At 59.1% G+C, this 24,735-nt stretch carries 15 protein-coding genes and 1 tRNA gene; 7 read left to right on the top strand and 9 right to left on the bottom strand.

The annotated features are described in order from the left end of the window. Position 1: 1 nt before the first annotated feature. The 7 genes from ACQRAP_RS06190 to ACQRAP_RS06160 form a co-directional block, all read right to left on the bottom strand. On the bottom strand, positions 2-1,219 hold the full coding sequence (locus tag ACQRAP_RS06190; RefSeq protein ID WP_427795164.1) for an NAD-dependent epimerase/dehydratase family protein: 1,218 nt from the start codon (positions 1,217-1,219) through the stop codon (positions 2-4). 1 nt (position 1,220) lies between these two features. Then, a complete protein-coding gene (locus ACQRAP_RS06185) occupies positions 1,221-2,291 on the bottom strand; it encodes a polysaccharide biosynthesis protein (protein WP_427795163.1) in 1,071 nt (356 codons plus the stop codon). Beyond that, positions 2,275-4,722 carry a glycosyltransferase gene (locus tag ACQRAP_RS06180; RefSeq protein ID WP_427795162.1) on the bottom strand — a complete coding sequence of 816 codons (2,448 nt, stop codon included), beginning with the start codon at positions 4,720-4,722 and terminating at the stop codon, positions 2,275-2,277. Before ACQRAP_RS06180 ends, ACQRAP_RS06185 begins: the two co-directional genes overlap by 17 nt. A gap of 72 nt (positions 4,723-4,794) precedes the next feature. Next, positions 4,795-5,340 carry an antiterminator LoaP gene (gene loaP / locus ACQRAP_RS06175; protein WP_427795161.1) on the bottom strand — a complete coding sequence of 182 codons (546 nt, stop codon included), beginning with the start codon at positions 5,338-5,340 and terminating at the stop codon, positions 4,795-4,797. Positions 5,341-6,126: 786 nt separating this feature from the next. Further along, a tRNA-Ala gene (locus ACQRAP_RS06170) sits at positions 6,127-6,202 on the bottom strand. Positions 6,203-6,332: 130 nt separating this feature from the next. Next, positions 6,333-6,998, bottom strand: a complete 666-nt coding sequence (locus tag ACQRAP_RS06165; protein ID WP_427795159.1) for a thiamine diphosphokinase — start codon at positions 6,996-6,998, stop codon at positions 6,333-6,335. Between the two features lie 9 nt (positions 6,999-7,007). Further along, entirely contained in the window at positions 7,008-7,697 is a 690-nt protein-coding gene (locus ACQRAP_RS06160) for an HAD family hydrolase (RefSeq protein WP_427795158.1), read from the bottom strand. Between the two features lie 331 nt (positions 7,698-8,028). Here ACQRAP_RS06160 and glgB point away from each other — a divergent pair, with 331 nt between their 5' ends. The 7 genes from glgB (at position 8,029) to ACQRAP_RS06125 (ending at position 21,615) form a co-directional block, all read left to right on the top strand. Then, positions 8,029-10,362 carry a 1,4-alpha-glucan branching protein GlgB gene (glgB, locus tag ACQRAP_RS06155; protein WP_427795176.1) on the top strand — a complete coding sequence of 778 codons (2,334 nt, stop codon included), beginning with the start codon at positions 8,029-8,031 and terminating at the stop codon, positions 10,360-10,362. A 94-nt stretch (positions 10,363-10,456) separates the two neighbouring features. Beyond that, positions 10,457-12,883: a glycogen/starch/alpha-glucan phosphorylase gene (locus ACQRAP_RS06150; RefSeq protein WP_427729050.1), complete on the top strand. Its 2,427-nt coding sequence runs from the start codon at positions 10,457-10,459 to the stop codon at positions 12,881-12,883. A gap of 105 nt (positions 12,884-12,988) precedes the next feature. Beyond that, a complete protein-coding gene (locus tag ACQRAP_RS06145; protein ID WP_427795157.1) occupies positions 12,989-14,137 on the top strand; it encodes a glucose-1-phosphate adenylyltransferase in 1,149 nt (382 codons plus the stop codon). A 4-nt stretch (positions 14,138-14,141) separates the two neighbouring features. Beyond that, complete coding sequence (glgD, locus tag ACQRAP_RS06140; RefSeq protein ID WP_427747383.1) at positions 14,142-15,269, top strand: glucose-1-phosphate adenylyltransferase subunit GlgD; 1,128 nt, start codon at positions 14,142-14,144, stop codon at positions 15,267-15,269. A 90-nt stretch (positions 15,270-15,359) separates the two neighbouring features. Then, positions 15,360-17,774, top strand: a complete 2,415-nt coding sequence (gene glgA, locus ACQRAP_RS06135) for a glycogen synthase GlgA (RefSeq protein ID WP_427795156.1) — start codon at positions 15,360-15,362, stop codon at positions 17,772-17,774. Positions 17,775-17,993: 219 nt separating this feature from the next. Further along, complete coding sequence (locus tag ACQRAP_RS06130; protein WP_427795154.1) at positions 17,994-21,290, top strand: 4-alpha-glucanotransferase; 3,297 nt, start codon at positions 17,994-17,996, stop codon at positions 21,288-21,290. An 88-nt stretch (positions 21,291-21,378) separates the two neighbouring features. Further along, positions 21,379-21,615, top strand: a complete 237-nt coding sequence (locus ACQRAP_RS06125) for an FmdB family zinc ribbon protein (RefSeq protein ID WP_154518065.1) — start codon at positions 21,379-21,381, stop codon at positions 21,613-21,615. A 460-nt stretch (positions 21,616-22,075) separates the two neighbouring features. Here the strand turns inward: ACQRAP_RS06125 and ACQRAP_RS06120 are convergent, their stop codons facing one another. Then, the gene (locus tag ACQRAP_RS06120) at positions 22,076-23,476 is read right to left on the bottom strand and encodes an RsmB/NOP family class I SAM-dependent RNA methyltransferase (RefSeq protein ID WP_427795153.1); all 1,401 of its coding nucleotides are present in this window, start codon (positions 23,474-23,476) and stop codon (positions 22,076-22,078) included. Continuing rightward, on the bottom strand, positions 23,473-24,393 hold the full coding sequence (fmt, locus tag ACQRAP_RS06115) for a methionyl-tRNA formyltransferase (protein WP_427795152.1): 921 nt from the start codon (positions 24,391-24,393) through the stop codon (positions 23,473-23,475). Before fmt ends, ACQRAP_RS06120 begins: the two co-directional genes overlap by 4 nt. Positions 24,394-24,735 lie beyond the last annotated feature (342 nt).

The following is a 24,735-nucleotide window of genomic DNA, read 5'->3' as shown; positions in this document are numbered from 1 at the left end:
GCTAGACCTCCTCGTAGTAGGTGTCGGGGCTCTCGGGGTCGAAGGGCTCGTTCGCCCACATGACCGTCACGAGGTCCTCGGTGTCGGACAGGTTGGTGATGGAGTGCGTGTAGCCGGGGATCATCTCGACCACGCGCATGTCGGAGCCGCTCACGACGTACTCGTCGACGGGGAACGGGTTTCCATCGGAGTCCTCCCCCACCTTCCTCAGCTTGACGGAGGCGGTGCCGGAGACCACCAGGAACCTCTCCCACTTGCTCATGTGCCAGTGGTTTCCCTTGGTGATGCCGGGCCTGGACACGTTGATGGAGACCTGCCCGCGCTCAGGCGTGCGCAGGAACTCCGTGAACGAGCCGCGCGCGTCCACGTTGGGCCTGAGGCCGTAGGCGAAGTTGCCCGGCTCGTAGTAGGACAGGAACGTGCTCCAGAGCTTCTTGGAGAAGGAGCCCTCGGAAAGGTCGGGCACCGTGAGCGTCTCGCGGCTGTCGCGGAAAGCGCCCAGCAGGTAGACGATCTCGCCCAGGGTCTTCACGTCGGTACCGGGGACGTAGCAGAACTCCTCGCCCTCCACGCGCTCGAGCCCCTCGTAGCCGCAGCGGTGCTCCTGACCCAGCAGGGCGCCCAGCATCTCGCCGACCAGGTCGTCGATGTAGAGGAGCTCCAGCTCCACGCTGGGGTCGTTCACGGTGTAGGGACGTCCGTTGGCGATGGCGTCGCAGAAGGTGGCCACGGCGGAGTTGTAGCGCGGGCGGCACCACTTGCCGTAGAGGTTGGGGAAGCGGTAGATGAGCACCGGCGCCCCCGTGCGCTCCGAGTACTCGCGGAACAGGCCCTCCCCCGCGAGCTTGGACTCGCCGTATACGGAGCCCTCGAAGCGGCCGGAGAGGCTCGCCTGCGCGGAGCTGGAGAGCATGACGGGGCACGTGTTCCCGTGGCGCTCGAGCGTCTCGAGCAGCGTGGAGGCGAACCCGAAGTTGCCCTCCATGAACTCGGACTGGTCCTTGGGGCGGTTGACGCCGGCCAGGTTGAAGACGAAGTCGGCGCGGGAGCAGTACGCATCTAGTTCCTCGGGAGTCGAGTCGACGTCGTACTCCATGACCTCGAGGGGAAGGAGAGGCTGATACTTGGCGCGGCGGTCCTTGCCGTCGCGGATGTTCTTCAGCGCGCAGCAGAGGTTCCTCCCGACGAAGCCCCTCGCGCCGGTGACGAGGACGCGCACCCTACTGCACCGCCTCGTGCTCGCGGCCCTCGAGCGCCAGCTGTACGTACTCGGCGGTCTTGATCTTGGCGATGGTGCCCTCCACGTCGAGCCTCTCGGTGTTGTGGGAGGTGTAGGACTCGTCGGCCTGGGTCTCCACCTCGCCGTCGACGACGAACTTGTCGTAGTTCAGGTCGCGCGAGTCGCAGGCCACGCGGTAGTAGCCGCCCATGTCCTCGGCGCGCAGGCGCTCCTCGCGGGTCATGAGGGTCTCGAAGAGCTTCTCGCCGTGGCGGGTGCCGATGATCTGAGTGCCCACGCGGCCGAATACCTCCTGGACGGCCTCGGCGAGGTCGCCGATGGTCGACGCCGGCGCCTTCTGGATGAACAGGTCGCCGGGGTTGGCGTGCTCGAAGGCGAACTGCACCAGGTCCACGGCCTCGTCCAGGTTCATGAGGAAGCGGGTCATGTTGGGGTCGGTGACCGTCAGCGGCTCGCCCTTGCGGATGCGGTCGATGAACAGCGGGATGACGCTGCCGCGCGAGCACATGACGTTGCCGTAGCGGGTGCAGCAGATGGTGGTGCGGCCGGCGCCGTTGCGGGCGTTGGCGTAGATGATGGACTCCATCATGGCCTTGGACTTGCCCATGGCGTTGATGGGGTAGGCGGCCTTGTCGGTGGACAGGCACACGACGCGGTCGACGCCCTCCTCGATCGCGGCGTGCAGCACGTTGTCCGTGCCGATGACGTTGGTGCGCACGGCCTCCATGGGGAAGAACTCGCAGGAGGGCACCTGCTTGAGGGCGGCGGCGTGGAAGATGTAGTCCACGCCGTGCATGGCGTCGCGCACGCTCTGGGCGTTGCGGACGTCGCCGATGAAGAAGCGCACCTTGGAGGCGAGCTCGGGCGACTTCTCCTGCAGGCGGTGGCGCATGTCGTCCTGCTTCTTCTCGTCGCGCGAGAAGATGCGGATCTCGGCCAGGTCGGTGTTCATGAAGTGCTTGAGCACGGTGTTGCCGAACGAGCCGGTGCCGCCCGTGATCATGAGGGTCTTACCAGTGAACGTACCGCCGCAGTTATTCATTTTTGCCATCCTTCATAGCCTGAAGCTCCTTCTCGAGAATCGTGTAGAAGCTGTCTTTTGCAAAATGCTCTTCGTAATATCGCCTGCCGCGCTTACCCATCTCTTCGCGCTGGCTGGGCGTCATATCGGCAAACTGCCTGCAAATAGAGGCAAGACCTTCTGGATCCTCCGGATCACAGCACAAGCCACATCCAGCCTCTTCAATTACATGGCGGGCTTCGCCGGTCACAGTGCCCAAAATGGGCCGTCCAGCCGCCATATAGGAAGTAACTTTTCTGGGGAGCGTATAGCCAAGAATTGAATTGTTAGCAAAAGTGGCAACCATCGCGTCGCTTGAGCCGTAGAACGACGGCATATCTGCCAAAGGATGGCGCCCATGGAATTCAACGCACGAAGCACCAATCTCACTCTTATATTTCTTAAGAGTCTCAAGTTCAGATCCCGAACCCACAACGTGCAGTGCAAATCTCGGGTCGCCTTCAAGATAGTGACCGGCTTCCACAAATGTATTCACTGCCTGAGCAATTCCGACGTTGCCAGCGAACGTTAGATTTACTTTTGCGGAATCATACTCCGAACGCTTAGGAGCCTCTTCATTGAAGATATCCTCTGCATATTGCGGAAGATAAACCGTATCGCGATCCATTTTGAGAACAGACTTAAAGTAGTCGCTAAAGTTTCTCGACGTAACAGCCAAAACGGTGGCAGCGTTGTAAATCTTGCGAGAAACCCGTGCATAGCCTTTAAAAATGAGGGACGTACGCTTGATGTTGCCAACAGTCAGACTTTCGGGCCAGAGATCTTGACACCACAAAAGAACAGGCACGTTATGCTTTTCACCGTATGCAAGTGCAGGTCTTGCCATCATAACGGGTGAAGTCTGGAACGAAAGGACAACGTCATACTCTGCATTCATCCTAAGAGCTTCTTTAGTAGCCCTAGAGCTAAAGCTGTAGTAATTGATCACTCGCTGCCAAATTTCACGTCCACGAGGAATAATTTCAACACGTCTAATATGAACGCCGTTGCGCTCCTGACTGCCGCGAGCACCGCGCTCATAACCAGGATAGATATCGCCATCAGGATAATTTGGGGTGCCAGTGAGCACCGTAACCTCATGGCCCATGGCGGCAAGTCCCTCACAGACATCGGCAATAGCAAACGGCTCAGGCCAATAATGCTGGCTAACAGCCAAAACGCGCAGAGGACGCTCAGTCTTAAATGAGGGGCCAGCAGACACCTTATCGGCATCAACCGCACCAACAAGTGCAGACGCAATCTCTTCCTTTGTATAATCCTCGGACTCGTCAACTTCATTGATGGGAACAACTTCGTTTTCGCCGGTCTCAGGATCAAATCTCCTACGTACAACCGGAACGAACATCTGCAGATACACGCCCAAAAGAATTGCGAGTACAGCCAAGACAACAAAGATAAGCAGCTTCCAGATGAGCGGGACCTGGGTAATGATGAATGCAAACACACACAGCAGGGCAGTAATGGCATATATGATTGCAACTAGAGCCTTTTGCCCAAAGCCACGTTTGAGAAGTCGGTGGTGAATATGTCCCTTATCGGGCGTACCGATACTAACTCCGACACGAGACCGGCGAACAATTGCAGCAAAGGTATCCAGAATGGGGACACCGACCATAACAATCGGGGCAAGGATCATCGAGAGGGAAGTATGGCCCGTATTAAGCAACATGACGGCCAAACCCAGGGAGAATCCAAGAAGTAGCGAGCCGGAATCTCCAAGGAATATTTTAGCAGGGTTAAAATTCCAGCGTAAAAAGCCAAGCGTTGCACCGAAAAGTGCGGCAACCAAAGCGGCGGTTTCAAAACGGAAGGTCAAAACTGACATAGCAAATAGTGCAGCACTGCAAACAGCAGTAATTCCAGACGCGAGGCCATCAACGCCATCAATTAAGTTAATGATATTGGCAAAGGAAACCAAGAAAATAACCGTGAGAGGGTAGGCAAAGATGCCAAGATCGAGATAGCCACCGTATAGTGGACTTGCAATTTGACCAATAACAACGCCCGATGCAACCGCAATGCAAGCGGCAACAATCTGCCAGAAAAACTTATTGAGAGCAGTAAGTTGAATTGCGTCATCGACAGCACCAACGGTAAACATTGCCGCTATAGCCACAGCAACTCCCAAAGGATTTACCCCATTGGAAGACAAAACTTGAATTGCAGAAGGCATACCAAGAGAAGGAGCAGCCAAGACCCAAATAAGGAAGGAAGCTGCCATGCCAAGCATTACAGCAATGCCGCCCATTCGCGGAGTGGGCTTGGTATTTACACGACGTCGGCTCGGATAATCAATCGAGCCGACCCTCCATGCAATCTTTGACGCAAGTGGCACCGTAAACAACGTCACCACCAGAGCGGTAATAAACAGCAATAGTGCAGCAGTTTTGAGTTCGCCCATTAAATACATTCTCTCTTAGCCTACGTCCCCGCCCCCGGGGATCCTCCCTGTCCGTTAAACAGTTGCCCGTAATTAGGCAATCGCCTTTTTAAGGTTTCGCATTGCGCGCTGATCGGCTGAAAGCACGGCTAGGCCAACGCGGGTGGTTACGCGTCGGCCGCACAGGTCGAGCTCCAAATAAGCAGTGCTCTTGCGTCTGTTAATGGTTTTGATAAGGCCTTCGTGGCCCAGCAACGGACCAGCCGTCACTACGACCTGGTCGCCGTCTTTTAGGGCCTCGCTCATGGGCACTACGCGGTCTCCCGCATGAGTAAAGCTTCCAATAAGCTGGACCTCTTCTTTTGCCAGCGGCACAAACTGACCGTCCTGGGATAGCACCCGGGCAAAGTCGTCCATGCGCAGCAGATACTGTTGCACGGTGCGGGGATCTGCCGTATCGCAGATAAGGTAACCGGGAAAAAGCGGCTTGGTCGTGTTGACCCATTCGCCGTGAACCTTGATCTCGGTTTGAAATTGGGGATAAAAGAGCTCCTGAATGGCGCCAGCCGGCACCATGCGCTCAATGCGCTCGCGCATTACATCTTCGCGACCATTAATGACCTGGATCACATACCACACGAGCACCACCCCCTTGCTGTCTTACGTGTGGCTCACGGGGTTTAGGTATGGCTTCGCCAGGGCGCTTGTGCGCGAAGGCGCTCCATATTCAAACCCTGAGCCCAGTTAGACAAGCGCGTGGCTCTGCCCCACCGTGAACGGTATGTATAAGTGCAGTTGCTAGAGACGCGGACGTGTATCGCAAAATGACCGCGACCCCAGCTGGCTGCGTGCGATCCAGTCAAGCGGGAACAAAACTGAATCGCACGCAAACAGCTGTAGGACTGCTGCGATGAGTCATGGAATATCGAATCGAAAGAACAGTTTGCTCGTAGACAAAAACAAAGCATTTCGATGCGAAACGCATGACGACTATTGGAGCTCGTGGTGTTTCTGGCACCGCCGTTACGGCCGGATGCTGATCGACCCTGTGCTTTGCGGCTTGCTGGAGCCGTGAGCACAGTTGAACTCATGTAACGTAAATATCCTAGCACAGCAGGTAGCCCATACGTTTTGGGGTGTGTTTAGCAACATATTGGTTACTTGCCGTGGTTATGGGGGATATTGTGCCGCCTTGCACACATTGCCGCAGGTTTATGGGGGTGTGTGGGTTGGCGATCACTGCCTGAGCTGTATTGCTGGCGGCGTGAATTGCTCAAACTATTATGTTTTGGCTAACAAACTTTGTATAAAACGGGGAGGTAATTGCGCAACTTTTTACAGGTTGATGCGAGCGTCACTTTGGTTTGTAGCGTGGACACGTATGAAAAAAGGCCTTCAGTTTTCCGAAGGCCTTTGCATTCACGATGGTGGAGACGAGGGGGATCGAACCCCTGACCTCTTGACTGCCAGTCAAGCGCTCTCCCAGCTGAGCTACGCCCCCGTGACGAGGAGATACTATAGGGGAATGTTTGCGGGGATGCAAGAGATTTTTTTGGGTTGTTGCCCTGCCTTACGGGTTTTCCTGGGACGGGGCTGAATTAGCTGGTTTTGGCTTAGCCAAAACCAGCTAATTAACCCACCGTCCCGATAAAACCCTCACGGTATAAATAACCGATCGCGATGCCTTGGTGGACTTGAATCTTGGCCGTTTTCCTTACGACATTAGAGATGCCCGTGTCAGCTAACAGGCCTAGAGGGCTGTGATCTAGTTCCCACTCTAGGCCGTGTTCGCTTACTACTGTCCCAGGGGCTATGGCTATGATGGAGAAGGTTTTGCCCTCGGCACCCTCGATGGTCCACGACTCGCCTGCGTGAAGGATGCGGGCGACTACCTTGTCCTCGGCAATCCAAATGGGGGCATCCTCGTAGCCTGCAAGCAGCCCAGTTACGGAAAGCGCCATGTCCGGGCGACCGCCGGTGGCGCAGGTCGCAACCACCTCGGCACCCGGCCAGCGGCGTCGGACGGAATCGAGTGCAAGTGCCAAATCGGTATAGTCCTTGTAGGGGTCGTGGCGCTCTACCTCAAAGGCCTCGGCGGCATCGACCAACGCGCGACCGGCGTCGCTCACCGTGTCGGCATCTCCTACATACACGTCGCAACCCAGGCCAGCACCCAGCAGCGCGTCGAGCCCGCGATCCACGGCGACAACGTGGTCGCACTCCCCCGCTAGTCGACGCAACAGATCCGCGCTCGCCACCACCGGTGAGCCGCAAACAACTAATACTTTGCAAGCCACGGCCCTCGCCTAGCCCTTAAACGCAAGCACGCGGGCCAGATCCAGGTCCTCATAGCTGTCGATAAAGATGTCGCAGTTGTCGCGAACCTCGTCGCGCGCCATACGGCCGTGCGGGTCATAAATGCCCACGCGCTTAAAGCCTGCAGTGCCAGAGCTCTTAAGGCCAAAGACGGCGTCCTCAAACACCCACGCGCGCTCAAACTGGTGCCCGTGGCGCTCTTCCAGGCGACGTAACGCCAGCTCGTACACATCGGGGAACTGCTTGGAGCGGCCCGCCTCGCCCGTCGTGGTAATAAACTCCATGTAGGCGTCGAGCCCCGCACCCGCGAGTGCGGACTGCACCAGCTCGGCCGGCGTGGACGTGGCCACGCACATAGCAATGCCGGCCAATTTCGCCTGTTCCAAAAATGCCAGGAGCCCCTCGCGCGGCGGCACCTTGGAGTAGCCATCGATCAGGATGTCACTCAGCTCGCGATACAGCTCCTCGCCATTTTCGCCAATGCCCCACGTGTCGTGGTAGGCCTGGCACTCGTCCTCGAGCGACAAATGCTCAAACTGGGCAAAATCGTCGACCGTTACATCAATGCCGTAACGCCGCAATAGTTCGGGCTGGGCATAGGCCCAAACGGGGGTGCTATTTACCAGTGTGCCGTCGCAATCAAAAATAAAAGCAACATTAGAGGCGGCTGTGTGGTTCATTCGCAAACCTTTCAATGTCAAATGGTAAACAACCTGCTAAAAACGTTTTACCAAACGTAAATCTAAAAATCTTGAAACCCTAATTGGTAAAACTGTCAAGAGTTTTACCATCGCAATTCTGTCAGTGGCATAAACATGGCGCTCACCGATTAAACGCCACCGTAAATCCACTTTCGTCCATAAAAGTAACGGACAGGTGTTATTGTGGTTTTTGCCGAAAGTTCCACCGAGCACGCGAGGTGGGACGACTCATAGAGCTATCGCCGTCCCTTCGATTCGTGCAGCCTTGGACCTTTCGCATCTAGTCACCAAGGCAACACGCTGCCGCGTCATGATGGGATCAAACGTGAGCGATACAAAGCTAAAGCCAGCAACCAAAAAGCCCGCTACCCGTAAAGCCGCCCCGCACGCACCGGAGCTCACCAAGGACGATGTCTATCTGTTTGGCATTGGAATGTGGGAGCGTAGCTGGGAAAAGATGGGCGCGCATCCCGACACGCAGCAGCGCACGCGCGGCTGGCGTTTTTGCGTTTGGGCGCCCGACGTTAAGAGCGTCCACGTTATCGGTGAATTTAACAATTGGGACGAACAAGCCAACCCGCTGGTGCCCGTACACACGAGCGCTATCTGGGAAGGCTTTATTCCTGGCGCCGAGCAGGGCCAACTCTATAAATACCTCATCGAGACCAACGAGGGCGAAAAGCTCTACAAGGCCGATCCGTACGCCTTTAAGGCCGAGTGCCCTCCGGGAACGGCGAGCGTGCTGTGGACCCTCGATGGCTACCAGTGGAATGACGCCGCGTGGCTCAAGCGCCGCGCCGGCCACAACCACATGTCGCAGCCGCTCAACATCTACGAGGTGCATATTGGCTCGTGGAAGCGCCACGGAGACGAGCCACAGGGAGAGCCGGACGAGTACGGCAACTACCCCGGTCCCATGGACCCCTTCCCTGCGCAGCGCGGCGAGTTTTACACCTATGACGACCTGTCGGTGGAGCTCGTGGACTACGTGCGCGATATGGGCTACACGCATATCGAGGTCATGCCGCTTATGGAGCACCCCTTCGATGGCTCCTGGGGCTACCAGACGACCGGATACTTTGCCGCCACGTCGCGCTACGGCAACCCGCAGCAGCTCATGCACTTTATCGATGCGTGCCACGAGGCGGGCATCGGCGTGATCATGGACTGGGTGCCCGGCGGTTTTTGCGCCGACTCCCACGGCCTTGCCACTTTTAACGGCCACATGCTGTTTGAGCACGAGATTCACCCCAACTGGGGTACGCACAAGTTTGACTTCGCCCGCGGCGAGGTCCGCTCCTTCTTGGTCTCCAACGTGCTGTACTGGATCGAGAACTTCCATGTGGACGGCATTCGCATGGACGGCGTGTCCAGCATGCTGTACCTCAACTTTGGCATTGACGATCCTGGCCAAAAGAAGTTCAACAAGTACGGTACCGAGGAGGACCTGGACGCCAGCGCGTTTATCCGTCAGGTCAACTGCGCTGTTGAGGCGCACTACCCCGACGTGATGATGATGGCCGAGGAGTCCACCGCGTGGCCGCTTGTGACCTATCCGCCGCAGGACGGCGGCCTGGGCTTCCACTACAAGTGGGACATGGGCTGGATGAACGACACCCTGCACTACATGCAGACCGATTTTCCGTGGCGCCCCGGCAACCATGGCTTGCTCACGTTCTCCATCATGTACGCCTTTACCGAGAACTTTATCTGCCCGCTGAGCCACGACGAGGTCGTGCACGGCAAGTGCTCGCTCATCGGCCGCATGCCGGGTGACTGGTGGCGCCAGTTTGCCGGCCTGCGCACGCTCGCCTTCTACCAGATGACGCACCCCGGTGCCAAGCTCAACTTTATGGGCAACGAGATCGGCCAGTTTATCGAGTGGCGCTACTACGAATCAATTCAGTGGTTCTTGACCGAGCAGTATGAGACCCATGCACACCATCAGGCGTTCATTAAGGCGCTCAACCACCTGTATACCGCCGAGCCCGCCCTGTACGAGCGCGGTTACAATGACGACGGCTTTACCTGGATCGACGCGGACAACTCCAAGCAGTCCATCGTGAGCTTTGTGCGTCAGGGCGAAAACGTCGATGACGACCTCGTGATCCTGATCAACTTTGACCCGGCGGCCTACGAGAGCTTCCGTGTGGGCGTGCCGCGTGAGGGCGACTGGGAGGTCATCTTTGACTCCGACCGTCCCGAGTTTGGCGGCAGCGGCTATGCTGGCGAGGAGCCCTACACCTGCTCGAGCGAGCCCTATCCCTGGAACGGGCAGATGGACTCTATCGAGATTAAGGTGCCCAGCCTGGCAGGCGTGGTGCTTAAGCGTCGCGGCCCCAGCAGCTATAAGCCGCCCGTGGTCGAGGAGCCCAAGAAGGCGACCCGCAAGCGTGCGTCCTCGGTAAAGCCCAAGCCAGCGGCCGCCAAGAAGGCGACCCGCAAGCGTGCGTCCTCGGTGAAGCCCAAGCCAGCGACCGCCAAGAAGGCTCCGGCCAAGGCGAAGGCTGCGACGACCAAGGCCAAGGCTAAGGCCGCCGCAAAGCCCGCTGCCAAGGCTACCGCGACCAAGAAGCCGGCTGCCAAAAAGGCCGCTACCAAAGCCAAGTCTGCTTCTGTTAAGTCGTCACCTAAGGATGCGTAACAAAGCCATTACAGCTGTAATTACCCGCCCCAGCGGGGCGTAGGATACAAGTCACAACCGTTCCGGGAGAAACATCCCCGGGGGAAAGGAACGTATGAATAAGATCTTCGACAACAAGCAGGAGTTTACCGAGCTCTATCGCGATGCCGTCATGAGCATTAGCGGCAAGAGCGTCGAGGCCGCCAGCGACCTGGATCGCTTTAACGCCTTGGCCAAGCTCGTGGCCGAGAAGGCGCGCACCGTTGCCACCAAGAGCGACGCCCGCGCCACCGCCGAGGGCAAGAAGCGCGTGTACTACTTCTCGATCGAGTTTTTGATCGGCCGCCTGCTCGACAACTACCTGCTCAACTTTGGCGTGCGCGACATGGTCGCCGAGGCACTCGACGATATGGGCCTTGACCTGTCCGTCATCGAGAGCCAGGAGCCCGATCCGGCGCTGGGCAACGGTGGCCTGGGTCGTCTGGCCGCATGCTTCCTGGATTCCATGGCAGCCGAGGGCATTGCCGGCTACGGCAACGGCATGCGCTACCGCTACGGCCTGTTTAAACAGGAGATCGTCAACGGCAGCCAGGTCGAAACCACCGACGAGTGGCTCACCAACGGCTATCCCTGGGAGGTCCGTCGTCAGGACAAGGCCGTGACCATTAAGTTTGGTGGCCGCGTCGAGGGCTTTGAGGAGAACGGCCGCACGTTCTATCGAACCGTGGACACGCAGGACATCCTGGCCGTCCCTTATGACATCCCCGTGGTGGGCTATACCGGCGAGACCGTCAACAAGCTGCGCGTCTGGGCCGCTGAGCCGGTCGAGGAGCACTTCGATCTGGAGGCCTTCAACCGCGGCGACTACGCCCTGGCCGACGCCGAGCGCGCCGAGGCCGAGGCCATCAGCGCCATCCTCTACCCCAACGACGCCGGCGAGCACGGCCGTCTGCTGCGTCTAAAGCAGGAATACCTGTTTGTCTCGGCCGGTATCTATAGCCTGCTCGACACCTTTGAGAAGGAACACGGCGCGAACTGGGAGCTGCTGCCGCAGTTTGTGGCCATCCACACCAACGATACGCACCCCGCCATGTGCGGCCCCGAGCTCATGCGCATCCTCATCGACGAGAAGAAGCTCGAGTGGGATGACGCCTGGAACATCGTGACGCAGGTCGTGAGCTACACCAACCACACCATCCTGCCCGAGGCCCTGGAGAAGTGGCCCATCGGCACGTTCTCCAAGCTCCTCCCCCGTGTGTACCAGATCATCGACGAAATCAGCCGTCGTTGGCATGAGTCGTTCGATACGACGCAGGAGGGCTGGCAGGAGCGTCTGCGCCAGACCGCCATCCTATGGGACGGCGAGGTTCGCATGGCCAACCTGTCCGTGATCTGCAGCCACAGCGTCAACGGCGTGGCCAAGATTCACTCCGATATCATCAAGAACAATGTGCTCAAGGACTTCTATGCCTTAACGCCCGAGAAGTTCAACAACAAGACCAACGGCATCTCGCACCGTCGCTTCTTTGCCGAGGCCAACCCCACCTACGCCAAGCTCGTGACCGAGGCCATTGGCGACGGCTGGCTGAAGGACGCCTTTGAGCTTGAGAAACTTAAAGGTTTTCAGAACGACACCGAGTTCCTTAAGGCCGTGGGTGCCTCCAAGCGCGCCAACAAGGAGCGCCTTGCTGCCTACGTTAAGGCAGAGACCGGTCTGGTCATTGACCCCAACACCGTCTTCGATGTTCAGGTAAAGCGTTTTCATGCCTACAAGCGCCAGCTCATGAACATCATGAAGGTGATGGACATCTACAACCGCCGCATCGCCAATCCCAACTTCCACGTAACACCGACGACCTTTATCTTTAGCGGCAAGGCTGCCTCGAGCTACACCTTTGCCAAGGAGACCATCCGCCTCATTAACTCCGTTGCCGAGGTCATCAACAACGACCCGCGCGTCAACGAAGTCATGAAGGTCTGCTTTATCCCTAACTTCCGCGTGAGCAACGCACAGCTCATCTACCCTGCCGCCGAGATTTCGGAGCAGATATCCACAGCTGGCAAGGAGGCCTCGGGCACGTCCAACATGAAGCTCATGATGAACGGCGCCATTACACTGGGCACCCTCGACGGCGCCAACATCGAAATCGCCGATTTGGCCGGCCGCGAGAACGAGGCGATCTTTGGCCTGACGGCTCCCGAGGTCGAGCAGCTCTGGGCATCGAACAGCTACTTTGCGTGGGATACGCTCAACAATGATCGCGAACGTCTGGGCCGCGTGATGGATGAGCTCAAGGACAACACGTTTGCCGGCCTTTCGGGCAACTTTGAGAGCATCTACAACGAGCTTATGAACAACAACGACCCCGACCTGGTCATGGCAGACTTCCGCAGCTACGTAGATGCATGGGAGAAGCTCACGGGCAGCTATGGCGACCAGGAGACCTGGAACCGCAAGGCGCTGCTCAACACCGCCTCGAGCGGCTGGTTCTCGAGCGACCGCACCATTCGCGAGTACCGCGACGAGATCTGGCACGCTTAAAGGCCGCGAGTTCCCTTTGCCGCACGGCATTACTCGACGGGCGCGACCGAGCGCCGCGCCCGTCGCTAATGGGTTTAGGAACATCGATGACAGAAGGAGAAATCGATGAGTAAGAAAGAATGCATCGCGATGCTCCTCGCAGGAGGACAAGGAAGCCGATTGGGGGCACTCACCCAAAAGATCGCTAAACCGGCGGTTAGCTTTGGTGGCAAGTTCCGCATTATCGACTTTTCGCTGTCCAACTGCTCCAATTCGGGCATCGACACGGTGGGCGTTCTGACGCAGTATCGTCCCTACCTGCTGCATGCCTACGTTGGCTCTGGCGAGGCGTGGGATCTGGACAGCCGCGACGGTGGCGTTTCGATCCTGCCGCCGTACGAGACGCAAACCGGTGGCGCGTGGTATGCGGGCACGGCCGACGCCATCACGCAGAACCTCGACTACATCAAGTCCAACGACCCCAAGTACGTCCTGATTCTTTCGGGCGATCATCTGTATCGCATGGACTACCGCAAGATGCTCAAGACGCACATTGAGAACAACGCCGACCTCACGGTGAGCGTTATGCCCGTGCCGTGGGAGGAGGCTAGCCGCTTTGGCATCCTGACCACCGACCCCGAGGACGGCCGCATCACCAAGTTCACGGAGAAGCCCGAGAAGCCCGATTCGAACCTCGCGTCCATGGGCATCTACATCTTCTCGGCCGACGTGCTGATCAAGGCGCTCGAGGAGGACGCTCTGGACCAGCGCTCGAGCCACGACTTTGGCAAGGACATCATCCCCAAGCTGCTCGGCGAGGACAAGCGCCTGTACAGCTACGAGTTCCACGGCTTTTGGAAGGATGTTGGCACCATCGCCAGCTTCCACGAGACCTCGATGGACCTGCTGGGCAACAACCCCGAGTTCGATCTGTTTGACAAGAGCTTCCCCATCATGTCCAACATCACCACGCGTCCGCCGCACTACATTGGCCCGGACGGTCGCCTGGACGACTGCCTGGTCTCCAATGGCTGCAAGATCTACGGCACCGCTCGCCACTCGATCCTTTCGACCGATGTCATCATCGAGGAGCGCGCCGTGGTCGAGGACTCCGTGCTGCTGCCGGGTGCGCACGTTAAGAGCGGCGCGCACATTTGCCGCGCTATTTTGGGCGAGAACTCCACGGTCGAAGAGGGCGTGAAGCTCGGCTCTGTCGATACCACCAAGGATACGGCCGTCGTTGGAAATGACGTCGTTGTCGGGAAGGGGGAATGATCCGATGATCAATCGCAAGGCCATCGGCTATATCACCGCTAACTACTCTTCGACCTACGGCAGCGTGCTGCTCAAGGATCGCCCCATCGCGTCGATTCCGTTTTTGGGCCGCTACCGCCTGATCGACTTTCCGCTGTCCAACATGATGAATGCCGGCATTAAGACCGTCGGCGTTGTCATGCCGGGCAACTACCGCTCGCTGATCGACCACGTGGGCTCGGGCAAGGACTGGGGCCTGGACCGCAAGAACGGCGGCCTGTTCATGGTGCCCGGCAACGCGTATGGCACCACCAAGGGCGGCATGCGCTTCTTGCTCCGCGACATCATCTCCAACAAGACGCTGTTCCAGCGCTCGGACAAGCCCTATGTTGTGATGATGGGCACCAACGTCATCTTTAACATGGACCTCAACACCATCATCGAGGCGCACGAGAAATCCGGTGCCCAGATGACCGTGGTGTACTGCAAGGCCACGCACAACATCGAAGACGAGACCAAGCTCGATATCAACGAGAACGGCCGCCTGACGGGCGTGAGCGCCGGCGTCGCGTACGGCGACAACGCCTCTATGGACTGCTGCATCGTCAACCGCGAGACGCTGCTCGAGATCATCGACCACTACCAGGCCGCCGACTATCTGGACCTGCTCGAGGCACTCCAGGGCGACTTTGGCAACATCGACGTGTGCAGCTACAAGTACAAGGGCGAGGTCGTGGGCGTGTTTAGCGAGAAGTCGCTGTACCGTCGCAGCATGGACCTGCTCGACCAGACCGTGGCCGATCAGCTCTTTGACCCCGAGCGCCCGATCCTGACCAAGGCCCACGACGTGCCGCCTTCGCGTTACGCGACCGGCAGCCACGCCTGCAACTCGATCATCTCGGCCGGCTGCATCATCAAGGGCACCGTGCGCAACTCGATCCTGTCGCGCGGCGTTGTGATCGAGGAAGGCGCCTCGGTGACCAACTCGATCATCAACCAGAGCTGCATCATCAAGAGCGGCGCCCGTGTTGAGAACGCCATCCTGGACAAGAACAACGTGGTTCCCACCAACACCGAGCTTCGCGGTACGCCCGAGAACATCCTGGTGCTGGGCAAGGCTCCGTTAACTTCCGATACCACCATCGCTCGTTAACGTTGGCACCACATAATCGCACGTAACTTGTAGAATAGTCGCCCGGTTAGCGCCAGGCGACTATTCTCGAATTGCAACATGGGAGACATAATGGCACAAACCAGCAAAAAGATGCAGATCGTGTTTGCCTCGGCCGAGTGCGCGCCGTTTGTTAAGACCGGCGGCCTGGGTGACGTGGCGGGCTCGCTGCCTGCGGCACTCGTGCGCGCTGGCGCCGAAGTCATTGTGATGGTGCCCAAGTACGCCACCATCAAGGACGAGTACAAGGCGCAGATGGAGCACTTTGCCGACTTTTACGTGAGCCTGAGCTGGCGCAACGAGTACTGCGGGTTGGAGAAGCTCGAGCACGACGGCGTCACCTATATGTTCGTGGACAACGAGCACTACTTTGCGCGCGACTATCCCTACGGCTTCTTTGACGACGGCGAGCGCTTCGCGTTTTTCTCCAAGGCCATCACCGAGAGCCTGCAGCACCTACCTGAAGGCTTTGAGTGCGACATCCTGCACTGCAACGACTGGCAGACGGCGCTGGCGCCCGTGTTCTTGCGAGAGTTCTACCAAGGGCTGCCGCTGTACGACCGCGTCAAGACCGTGTTCTCGATCCACAATGTGGCGTTCCAGGGCCAGTTTAGCGACACCGTGATGGAAGACATACTGGGTATGGCGCATATTCCGGCAGCCGCCACGCAGTTGCGCTGTGACGCCTGCAGCATTAACTATATGCTGGGCGCGCTGCACTATGCCGATGCCATCACCACGGTGAGCCCCACCTATGCGGGCGAGATCCAGACGCCCGAGTTTGGCGAGGGCCTGGACGGCGTGCTGCGCGAGCGTTCGTACGCTCTGCAGGGCATCCTCAACGGCATTGACGTTGTGGGTTTTGATCCGGCGACCGACAAGCGCATTGCCGCCAACTACACGGTTGATGACCGCGCGGGGAAGGCCGTATGCAAGGCCAAGCTGCAGGAGGAGCTGGGGCTCGAGATTCGCGACGACCGCCCGCTTATGGTGATGGTCACGCGCCTGACGCGACAGAAGGGCATGGACCTGGTCATGTACGCGCTCGACCGCATCCTGTCCGGTGGCGTTCAGGTGGCCGTGCTGGGTACCGGCGACCGCGACTACGAGGACGGCCTTCGCTACTTCCAGGGCAAATACCCCGGCACCATGGCGGCGCGTATCGAGTTTGACCCGGCGCTTTCGCAGCGCATGTACGCCGCCGCCGATATGTTCCTGATGCCCTCGAAGTTTGAGCCCTGTGGCCTGTCGCAGATCATCGCCATGCGCTACGGCACCCTGCCCATTGTGCGCGAGACCGGTGGCCTGAAGGACACCGTGCAACCGTACAACGAGTTTACCGGCGAGGGCACGGGCTTCTCATTTAGTCACTTTAACGGCGACGAGATGGGCGACGCGGTGTTCCGCGCGGCTCGCCTGTTCTGGGATAACCGCGAGGCCTGGAATCAGCTGGTCACGCAGGCCATGAGCCAGGACTTTAGCTGGACACGTTCGGCCGATAAGTATCTGGACCTGTACTTCTTTATGCACCCGGAGATTGAGAGGCCGGTGGCATTGGAGGCTGCTGCGGCTGTGGAGGAGCCGGTGGCGGTGGAGGCTGCTGCGGCTGTGGAGGAGCCGGTGGCAGTGGAGGCCGAGCCTGCGGCACCCGTTAAGGAGCCGGTTGCTGCCGAGGCCGAGCCTGCGGCACCCGTTAAGAAGCCCGCTGCTGCCGAGGAGCCCAAGGCCAAGGAGAAGCCGGCTGACGACGGCGAGGTAAAGCCCACGGCGAAGCCTGCCGCCAAGAAGACGACGACCCGCAAGACGACGGCTAAGAAGGCCACGACCACGAAGGCCGCTACGAGCAAGACCACCGCTGCCAAGGCAACCACCACGCGTAAGCGTACGACCGCCACTGCCAAGAAGGCCGTCGAAGCCGAGGCCGCTCCCGAGGTAAAGGCCGAGGCCACCGCTGAGGCTACCACTGCCGAGGCTAAGACCGCGGCAAAGGCTCCGGCCAAGACCGCTGCCAAGAAGACGACCGCGACCAAGACCGCAACCAAGACCGCGACCGCCAAGAAGGCCACGGCTACGAAGTCGCCGGCGACCAAGGCTGCTATGACGAAGGCCGCCGCGAAGACGGCCCCGAAGGCTGCTGCAAAGCCCGCCGTCAAGGTCGAGGAGGCGCCCTCCGAGCCCAAGGCCGAGGCAGCTGCCGAGGCAAAGCCGGCCGCCAAGACCACCACACGCAAGCGCGCCACGACAACGGCCAAAAAGGCTACGACCAAGACAGCCGCTCCCAAGGCAGAGGCTAATGCCAAGGACAAACCCGCAGTAAAGGCCGAGCCGGAACCGAAGGCCGCTGAGGTCAAGACCGCTCCAAAGGCTACGGTAAAGACCGAACCCGCCAAGAAGGCCCCGGTCTCCCCCGCCGCTCCAGCCGAGGAAAAGGCTCCGACCAAGAAGACCTCCGTCCGCAAGGCAACGGCCACCCGCAAGCGCCGCTAGCCCACAGACGATCTAAAACCTAATAAAAACCCTAAACAAGGGGCGCTCCAACCGGGCGCCCCTTCTCTGTAGATAGTTGGTAAAACGATTTTCTAGGACAACCGTTCGCCGATAGTGAGCGACTGTAGTTTATACAACTAAAGTGCAACGGATATACTTATGCACTGTGCGTTAAGCCCATGACCCGCTGGCCATGATTGTATAGAACTGGACCGTACTATGAGATTGATACACAACAGCCGCCTGACGCAGTTTCGCACTCCTTTTGGCGCTGTGACCACTGGAACTTCCGTTTCGCTTTCGGTGATTTTGGAGGATGCCGACCCCAACCAGGCAACGCTCACCCTGCGCACCTGGGTCGACGGCATCGGAGAGACCTTAATCCCCATGGAGCACAAGGGCGATGGCATCTTTACCGGTGAGCTCAACTGCGCCGAGCCCTGTCTTGTATGGTACAGCTTTATATGCAATATCGAAGGCCAGTCCGAGGTCCGCTTGGGTGCGCCGCAGGGTCGCACCGGCGGCGAGGGCGTTGTATACGACTACGCCGAGGTTCCGTCCTTCCAGATTACCGTCTACAAGCACCGCGAGAACCGTCCCACCTGGTACGAGCACGGCATGGTCTACCAGATCTTCCCCGACCGCTACGCCCGCGACGAAAACTGGCGCGAACGCACGCTGGCCGAGGTCGAAAAACCGCGTAAGGGAATCCAGCGTCGCATGGTCGAGGACTGGAACGAGCCGCCCGTGTACGAGCGTGCCGAGGACGGATCCATCAAGACCTGGGATTTTTACGGCGGCTCGCTCAAGGGTATCCAAAATGACCTGCCCCGCATTGCCGAGCTGGGCTTTACGGCCATCTACCTCAACCCGATCTTTGAGGCCGCGAGCAACCACCGCTACGACACGGCCGATTACACCAAGATCGACCCGATTCTGGGAACCGAGCAGGACTTTACGGAGCTATGCGAGGCGGCCGAGAAGCTCGGCATTTCCATCATCCTGGACGGCGTCTTCAACCATACGGGCGACGACTCGATCTACTTTAACCGCTACGGCAACTATCCCGGCGTCGGCGCGTGGCAGAGCGAGGACTCCCCGTGGCGCGATGCGTTTACCTTCCACGAGGACGGTTCGTATGACTGCTGGTGGGGCGTGAGCAACATGCCCGCCCTCAACGAGAATTCCGAGCTCGTGCGCAAAAAGCTTCTGGGCAAGGACGGCGTCATTCGCAAGTGTCTGCGCGCCGGTGCCCACGGCTGGCGACTCGATGTGGCCGACGAGCTTTCCGATGACTTCCTGGCCGATATCAAGGCCGCCGTGCTCGAAGAGAAGCCCGATGCGTTGCTGCTCGGCGAAGTCTGGGAGGACGCCTCTAACAAGATCAGCTATGGCCATCTGCGCCGTTATCTGCAGGGCTCCGAACTCGATTCCGCCATGGACTACCCCTTCCGCGACATGGTCATCGGCTTTTTGATGGGCTACAAGGACGCCTATCAGGCTGCCGAGGACATTGAGACACTGCGCGAGAACTACCCGCGCGAGGCACTGGCCTGCGCGCTCAATCTGCTTTCGAGCCACGACCGTCCGCGCATTATCTCGGTGCTCGGCGGTGGTCCCGACGAGTCGCAGCTACCCGAGAGCGAGCGTAGCAAATGGCGCTTGGACGAGAACTCCATGGACCTGGCCAAGAGGCGCTTTTGGTTGGCGACGCTCATGCAGATGACCTTCCCCGGCGTGCCCTCGATCTATTATGGCGATGAGTACGGCCTGGAGGGCCTCACCGATCCGGGCAACCGCCGTACCCTGCCGACAAAGGACCAGCTCCACGATTTCGATACGTTGGCCATCGTGAAGAACGCATCCGCCCTGCGCCGCGCGTTGCCGTTTATGGTTGACGGCGAGATCAAGGCCTTCGCGCTTAACGACGACGTCCTAGCCTACACCCGCACGGGCAAAGACGGCGAGGCTGCGACTGTTATCGTTAATCGCAGCCTGCGCAATTCGCACCGCGTGACGATTCCGGCACTCGGCGAATGTGCGAGCGACGTGATCAGCGGTCACGAGTGCGAGATCCACAACGGCACGGTTACGCTCGACCTGTACCCGCTGGGCTCTTCGATCATCTATCACCATGCCGAGAGGCGCCTGCAGGAGCCGCTCGATCATGGCGCGGGCGTCGTGTGCCACATCACCTCGGTGCCGACTGACGATGGCAAGCCGGGTACGATCGGCGCACCCACGCGCCGCTTTATCGACCACCTGGCCGCCATGGGCATGCGCTACTGGCAGGTCCTGCCCGTCAACCCGACGGATTTCTTCCGCTCCCCCTATGCCGGACCCTCGGCTTTTGCGGGTAACATCGACCTGCTGCCCGAGAGTCACGAGGAGCTGGCCGCCGACTTCGCTTCTTGGAAGGCCCACGGCGGCGAAGATGCCGACCCGCTGTACACCGCGTTTAAACATCGCAATGCCGATTGGCTCGAGAAGTACTGCGTCTACATGGCCGTTAAGAAATACTTTAAGGGCGAGTCGCGCCACAATTGGCCGGCAGATGTCGCGCGCTACAACGAGCATCTGATCGACGACAAGCGCTTCCACGACGAGGCCGAGCTTCAGGCGTACATGCAGTACCGCTTTGACCTTGCCTGGTGCGAGCTCATGAACTATGCGCACAAGAAGGGCATCGAGGTCATCGGCGATATCCCGATGTATGTGTCGGACGATTCGGCAGATGCGTGGAGCGAGCCCGAGAACTTCTGGCTGTCCGATACCGGCAAGGCAATCGAGATCTCCGGTGCGCCGCCCGACAACTTTGCGCCCGAAGGTCAGGTGTGGGGCAACCCCACCTTCCGCTGGGATCACATGAAGGAGAGCGGCTATCGCTGGTGGCTCGATCGCCTGCGCCGAGCGTTCGCGCTCTACGACCGCGTGCGCCTGGACCACTTCCTGGGCTTCCACAACTACTTTAGCATTCCCGCTGGCAAAGCCTGTGCCGACGGCCGCTGGCTTGCTGGTCCGGGCAAGGACCTGTTCCAGACCGCCTACGACGAGCTGGGTCCGCTCAATTTTATTGCCGAGGATCTGGGCTATCTGACGCCTGGCGTTCGCGCTATGGCTTCGACCTGCGGTTTTCCCGGCATGGACGTACTGGAGTTTAGTGACTACGACGTTCGCTGCGGAATTCATCCCACGCCGGGCAAAATCCTGTACACCTCGACGCACGACACTTCGACGCTCGCTGGCTGGTGCACGCGCTCCTTTGCAGGCGGCGACGAGCCGAGCGGTGCTGAGATGGCGGCCAAGCTGATGGGCGACGCGCTCGCAAGCGACGCCCCCCTGGTGATGATGCCGCTGCAGGATGTGCTGGGGCTGGGGGACGACGCACGTATGAACGTGCCGGGAGTAGCCACAGGCAACTGGACGTGGCAGGCACAAGAGGCAGACATTGCGGAGGCCGAAGAGAAAACTGCGAAGCTCCTGCGCAGCACCCATAGATTCTGGGGCGAAGCGTGATAAAACCCCCGATATAGGGTACAGTTACAAACGTTTGAATTTTTGCGGGCAGAGCGATCTGCCCGCTTTGTGCTGAAAAGGAAGTATTATGGCACGCTACGAATATAAGTGCACGAGCTGCGGCAACGTTTTTGAGGTTGAGCACCCCATGTCCGAGACTCCCGAGGTTGTATGCCCCAGCTGCGGCGCCCCGGCATCCAAGACGTTCTCGGCCAGCGGCATTAAGTTCGACGGCAGCGGTTTCTACAACACCGACCAGCGCAGTGGCGGGTCCAGCACCAGCGCCACCAGTGGCTGCTGCGCCGACTGCCCACATAACCACTAGCGACAAGCGGTCCCGACACCCAGGCTTCCTGATGAGTTGCGGTGAAATAGTTCCTGAATCAGCCCTTTCAACGGCCAAACAGGATCCATTTCACCGCAACTTTTCTTTAGATCGGATTTCGGGCTGATGCTAAGTTTGTAACATTTCAAAACCCTGCCGGATTACGGGGCCGAATTGGCAACCTCTATCCATTCCGGTAATTTGCAAATTTCAACAAACCATCTACCTGCGGTTTTATTTAGGCCATTTTTGCTGTGGTCAGGCATCACCAATCTTGCCCCGTAATCCGCTCTACTTTTGATGGCAGCAAGTATGAAACGGGGCTATTTTTCCCACTCTTTAGCTAATTTGGGACGGGGCTTTTTTAGCTGCCCCAGCTGATAACGCAAATGTTTGGCCGACTGGCGGCCAGGGCAGCTAAAAAAGCCCCGTCCCAAATTAGCTACCCTTGGAATCCGTTTTACTTGCGGACCAGTCTGGCGCAGAAGTGGCCGTCGTAGGAGTCGGCGTTTGCGGGGACGCTCTGGAAGAGGCCTCGAGCGTTTTGGCGCAGGGTGACGAGGCTCTTGGCATGGTCGTACTCAGGGAGCTGCAAAATCTGGGCTTCGGAAAGCGGCATCACGGTAAAGCCGGCGCCCTCGGGAGAGGCTAGGAAGGCATCAACGACCTGCGTGTTCTCCTCGTCGAAGACCGAGCAGGTGGCATAGATAAGCTCACCGCCGGCAGCCACGCGCGCGGCTGCTTCCTTGAGCATCGTCAGCTGCAGGCGGGGCAACTCAGTCGTAACGTCGCCCTCGGCAAGACGCCACGGTATCTCGGGATGACGGCGCATGGTGCCGGTGCCCGAGCACGGAGCATCGATAAACACCGTGTCGAACAGGGCAGGCTCGCCAAGCATCGCGTCAAAGGACGTGAGCACCTCATTGAGCTCGCAGGCATCGCCCGACACCGTACGAACACCCGTAATACCCGCCTTATGCAGACGTGCGAGATTCTGATCGCACTTGCGGTCGTGCAAATCGAGTGCGGTGTGCTGACGGTCGTAACCGGCACGCTTGGCCTGGCACATCATCACATAGGTCTTGGTGCCACGACCGGCGCCAATCTCTAGACAACGCCCGGGACGGGTCGCCGCGGTAGCGATGAGCTGGGCGTTAAGGTCCGAGGCCACGGCAGCTGCGCGCTCAAACACACCCGACGCAACCGTGGCCTGCGCGTCGACCGGCGCATGGCAACCCGGGAACACGGGTGCCACAAGCTGCGAAATGTACAGATCGGGTTTGGTTGCAAAGGCATTCTCGTGCAAAGCCAGCGGCGCGGGCGCCAGATTGCCGGCAAAGCCGAGCGCGCCCTCGGGTGTATCGAACGACGCCATAATGCGAGCGCACAGCCAGCGCGGCATGCCCATCAGGCGAGATAGGCGAACCAAACGGCGCTCGGACTCATCGGCATCTGCCGCAGTGGCAAAGTCCTCGACGTTGTCCGCAACCTTATGCAGCACGGCGTTCGCCAGACCGGCGGCAGACTTAGCACCGCTGCGCACGAGCTCAACGCCCTGACTCACCGCAACGCGACCCGGGGTATGCAGGTAGAGCATCTCGAAGGCCGAAATACGAAGTGCCATGCGCACACGAGGCGCGACCTTTTTGGGCTTATCGAGAAACTGGTCGAGCAGCTCATCCAAAATGCCCTGGGTGGCTGCAACGCCCAGTGCCAAACGAGCGGCGAAAGCAGAATCGCGCTGGTCAATGGCCTTGGCCGAGGCGCGGGACGAGAGCACGTCGCGCGCGTACATGCCGCGGCGATCGGCCTCCATCAAAACATCAAGCGCGAGCTTGCGCGCGGGGGAAAGCTTACTCATGACAAAACACCCCACGAAAGATCCGCACCCTGCAGGCCGGCAGCCCAGGCAGAAGCAGCCATAGCACGCTTACCATCGGGCTTAACCTCAAGCAGTTCGACCGCGCCATCGGACAGGCCCAGGTAGACGCGCTTGGCCTGAACAGCGACGAGCCCCTCGCCAAGCGATACATCTGCCGGCGCGGCATCGAGCACGCGCACGGTCTTGCCGGCAATCACGCAGCGAGCGGGAGCGGTGTCGGAAGAGGCAAGCACATGACGCACGCAATCAAGCGCCCCCATCCGCGGATCCAGACGCATCTCCTGCTTGGAAATCTTGGCAGCATGCGTGACAAGCGACTCATCCTGCTCAGTCCAAACAGCCGAGCCATCGGCAAGCGAGGGAAGCGTATCGGCAAGCAACTTACCGCCCAGCTCACCAAGCTCCATGGTCAGTGCCTCGGCATGTTTACCGGCAACCGAGGTCGACACCTGCGCGCAATAAGCGCCCGTATCCACGCCATGCCCAATGCGCATAATGGAAACGCCAGCAACCTCGTCACCAGCAAGAATGGCACGCTGAATGGGAGCAGCGCCACGCCAACGCGGCAGCAGCGAAGCATGAACATTCACAATACCGAGCGGCGCCATATGCAGCACCTCATCGGGCAAAATACAGCCATAGGCAGCCACACAGAAAATATCGGCATCAGCAGCCTTAAGGCGATCAATAACATCCGGCGTCATACGATTTGCCTCAACAACGGGCAGACCAAGCTCAAGCGCCTTGGCCTTAACAGGAGACGGCTCCAGCTTTTTACCACGCCCGCGAACAGCATCGGGACGCGTAATTACCAACGTAATCTCATTCCCAGCCTCAACAAGCGAAGTCAGCGACGGCACCGCGAAATCGGGCGTACCCATAAACACAATACGCATAAAGAACGTCTCCCCTCAAATAAAACCGAGACGGCTACAAATAACAGCGGAAAGCCAAGTGGCCAGCCCATCCGCAATAACATTTCAACAAGAACAAATATACCCAAAACCAAAGAAAGAGCCGCAATAAAAGCAGCTCTTCCGACAAAGCAATTATCAGCGAAGACGCCCATCCCTGGCCCGACGGCACCCGGGCGAAAAGGAGCACGAAAACGCAGTCCCCTTCCGCCGCAGGGCTTAGGTTGTTGCTCCACGCGCAGTTCCGCACGAGCCGAAGAGCACTTAATGTGCTCTTCGTGCGAGCAGGACTGTTTGAGCATGGAGCAAAACCTAAGCCCTGCG

Origin of the sequence: Collinsella sp. SGI.180, assembly GCF_050313455.1 — a bacterium.
In the GTDB taxonomy this organism is placed as follows: domain Bacteria; phylum Actinomycetota; class Coriobacteriia; order Coriobacteriales; family Coriobacteriaceae; genus Collinsella.
This window is presented reverse-complemented; position numbering and strand designations above follow the sequence as displayed.

Coding starts and splice junctions, on each gene's coding strand:
- ACQRAP_RS06160 (WP_427795158.1), bottom strand. CDS start 7,697: ATGAACCACACAGCCGCCTCTAATGTTGCTTTTATTTTTGATTGCGAC.
- ACQRAP_RS06145 (WP_427795157.1), top strand. CDS start 12,989: ATGAGTAAGAAAGAATGCATCGCGATGCTCCTCGCAGGAGGACAAGGA.
- glgA (WP_427795156.1), top strand. CDS start 15,360: ATGGCACAAACCAGCAAAAAGATGCAGATCGTGTTTGCCTCGGCCGAG.
- ACQRAP_RS06130 (WP_427795154.1), top strand. CDS start 17,994: ATGAGATTGATACACAACAGCCGCCTGACGCAGTTTCGCACTCCTTTT.
- ACQRAP_RS06180 (WP_427795162.1), bottom strand. CDS start 4,722: ATGGGCGAACTCAAAACTGCTGCACTATTGCTGTTTATTACCGCTCTG.
- fmt (WP_427795152.1), bottom strand. CDS start 24,393: ATGCGTATTGTGTTTATGGGTACGCCCGATTTCGCGGTGCCGTCGCTG.
- ACQRAP_RS06185 (WP_427795163.1), bottom strand. CDS start 2,291: ATGGCAAAAATGAATAACTGCGGCGGTACGTTCACTGGTAAGACCCTC.
- ACQRAP_RS06150 (WP_427729050.1), top strand. CDS start 10,457: ATGAATAAGATCTTCGACAACAAGCAGGAGTTTACCGAGCTCTATCGC.
- ACQRAP_RS06120 (WP_427795153.1), bottom strand. CDS start 23,476: ATGAGTAAGCTTTCCCCCGCGCGCAAGCTCGCGCTTGATGTTTTGATG.
- ACQRAP_RS06125 (WP_154518065.1), top strand. CDS start 21,379: ATGGCACGCTACGAATATAAGTGCACGAGCTGCGGCAACGTTTTTGAG.
- glgB (WP_427795176.1), top strand. CDS start 8,029: ATGATGGGATCAAACGTGAGCGATACAAAGCTAAAGCCAGCAACCAAA.
- glgD (WP_427747383.1), top strand. CDS start 14,142: ATGATCAATCGCAAGGCCATCGGCTATATCACCGCTAACTACTCTTCG.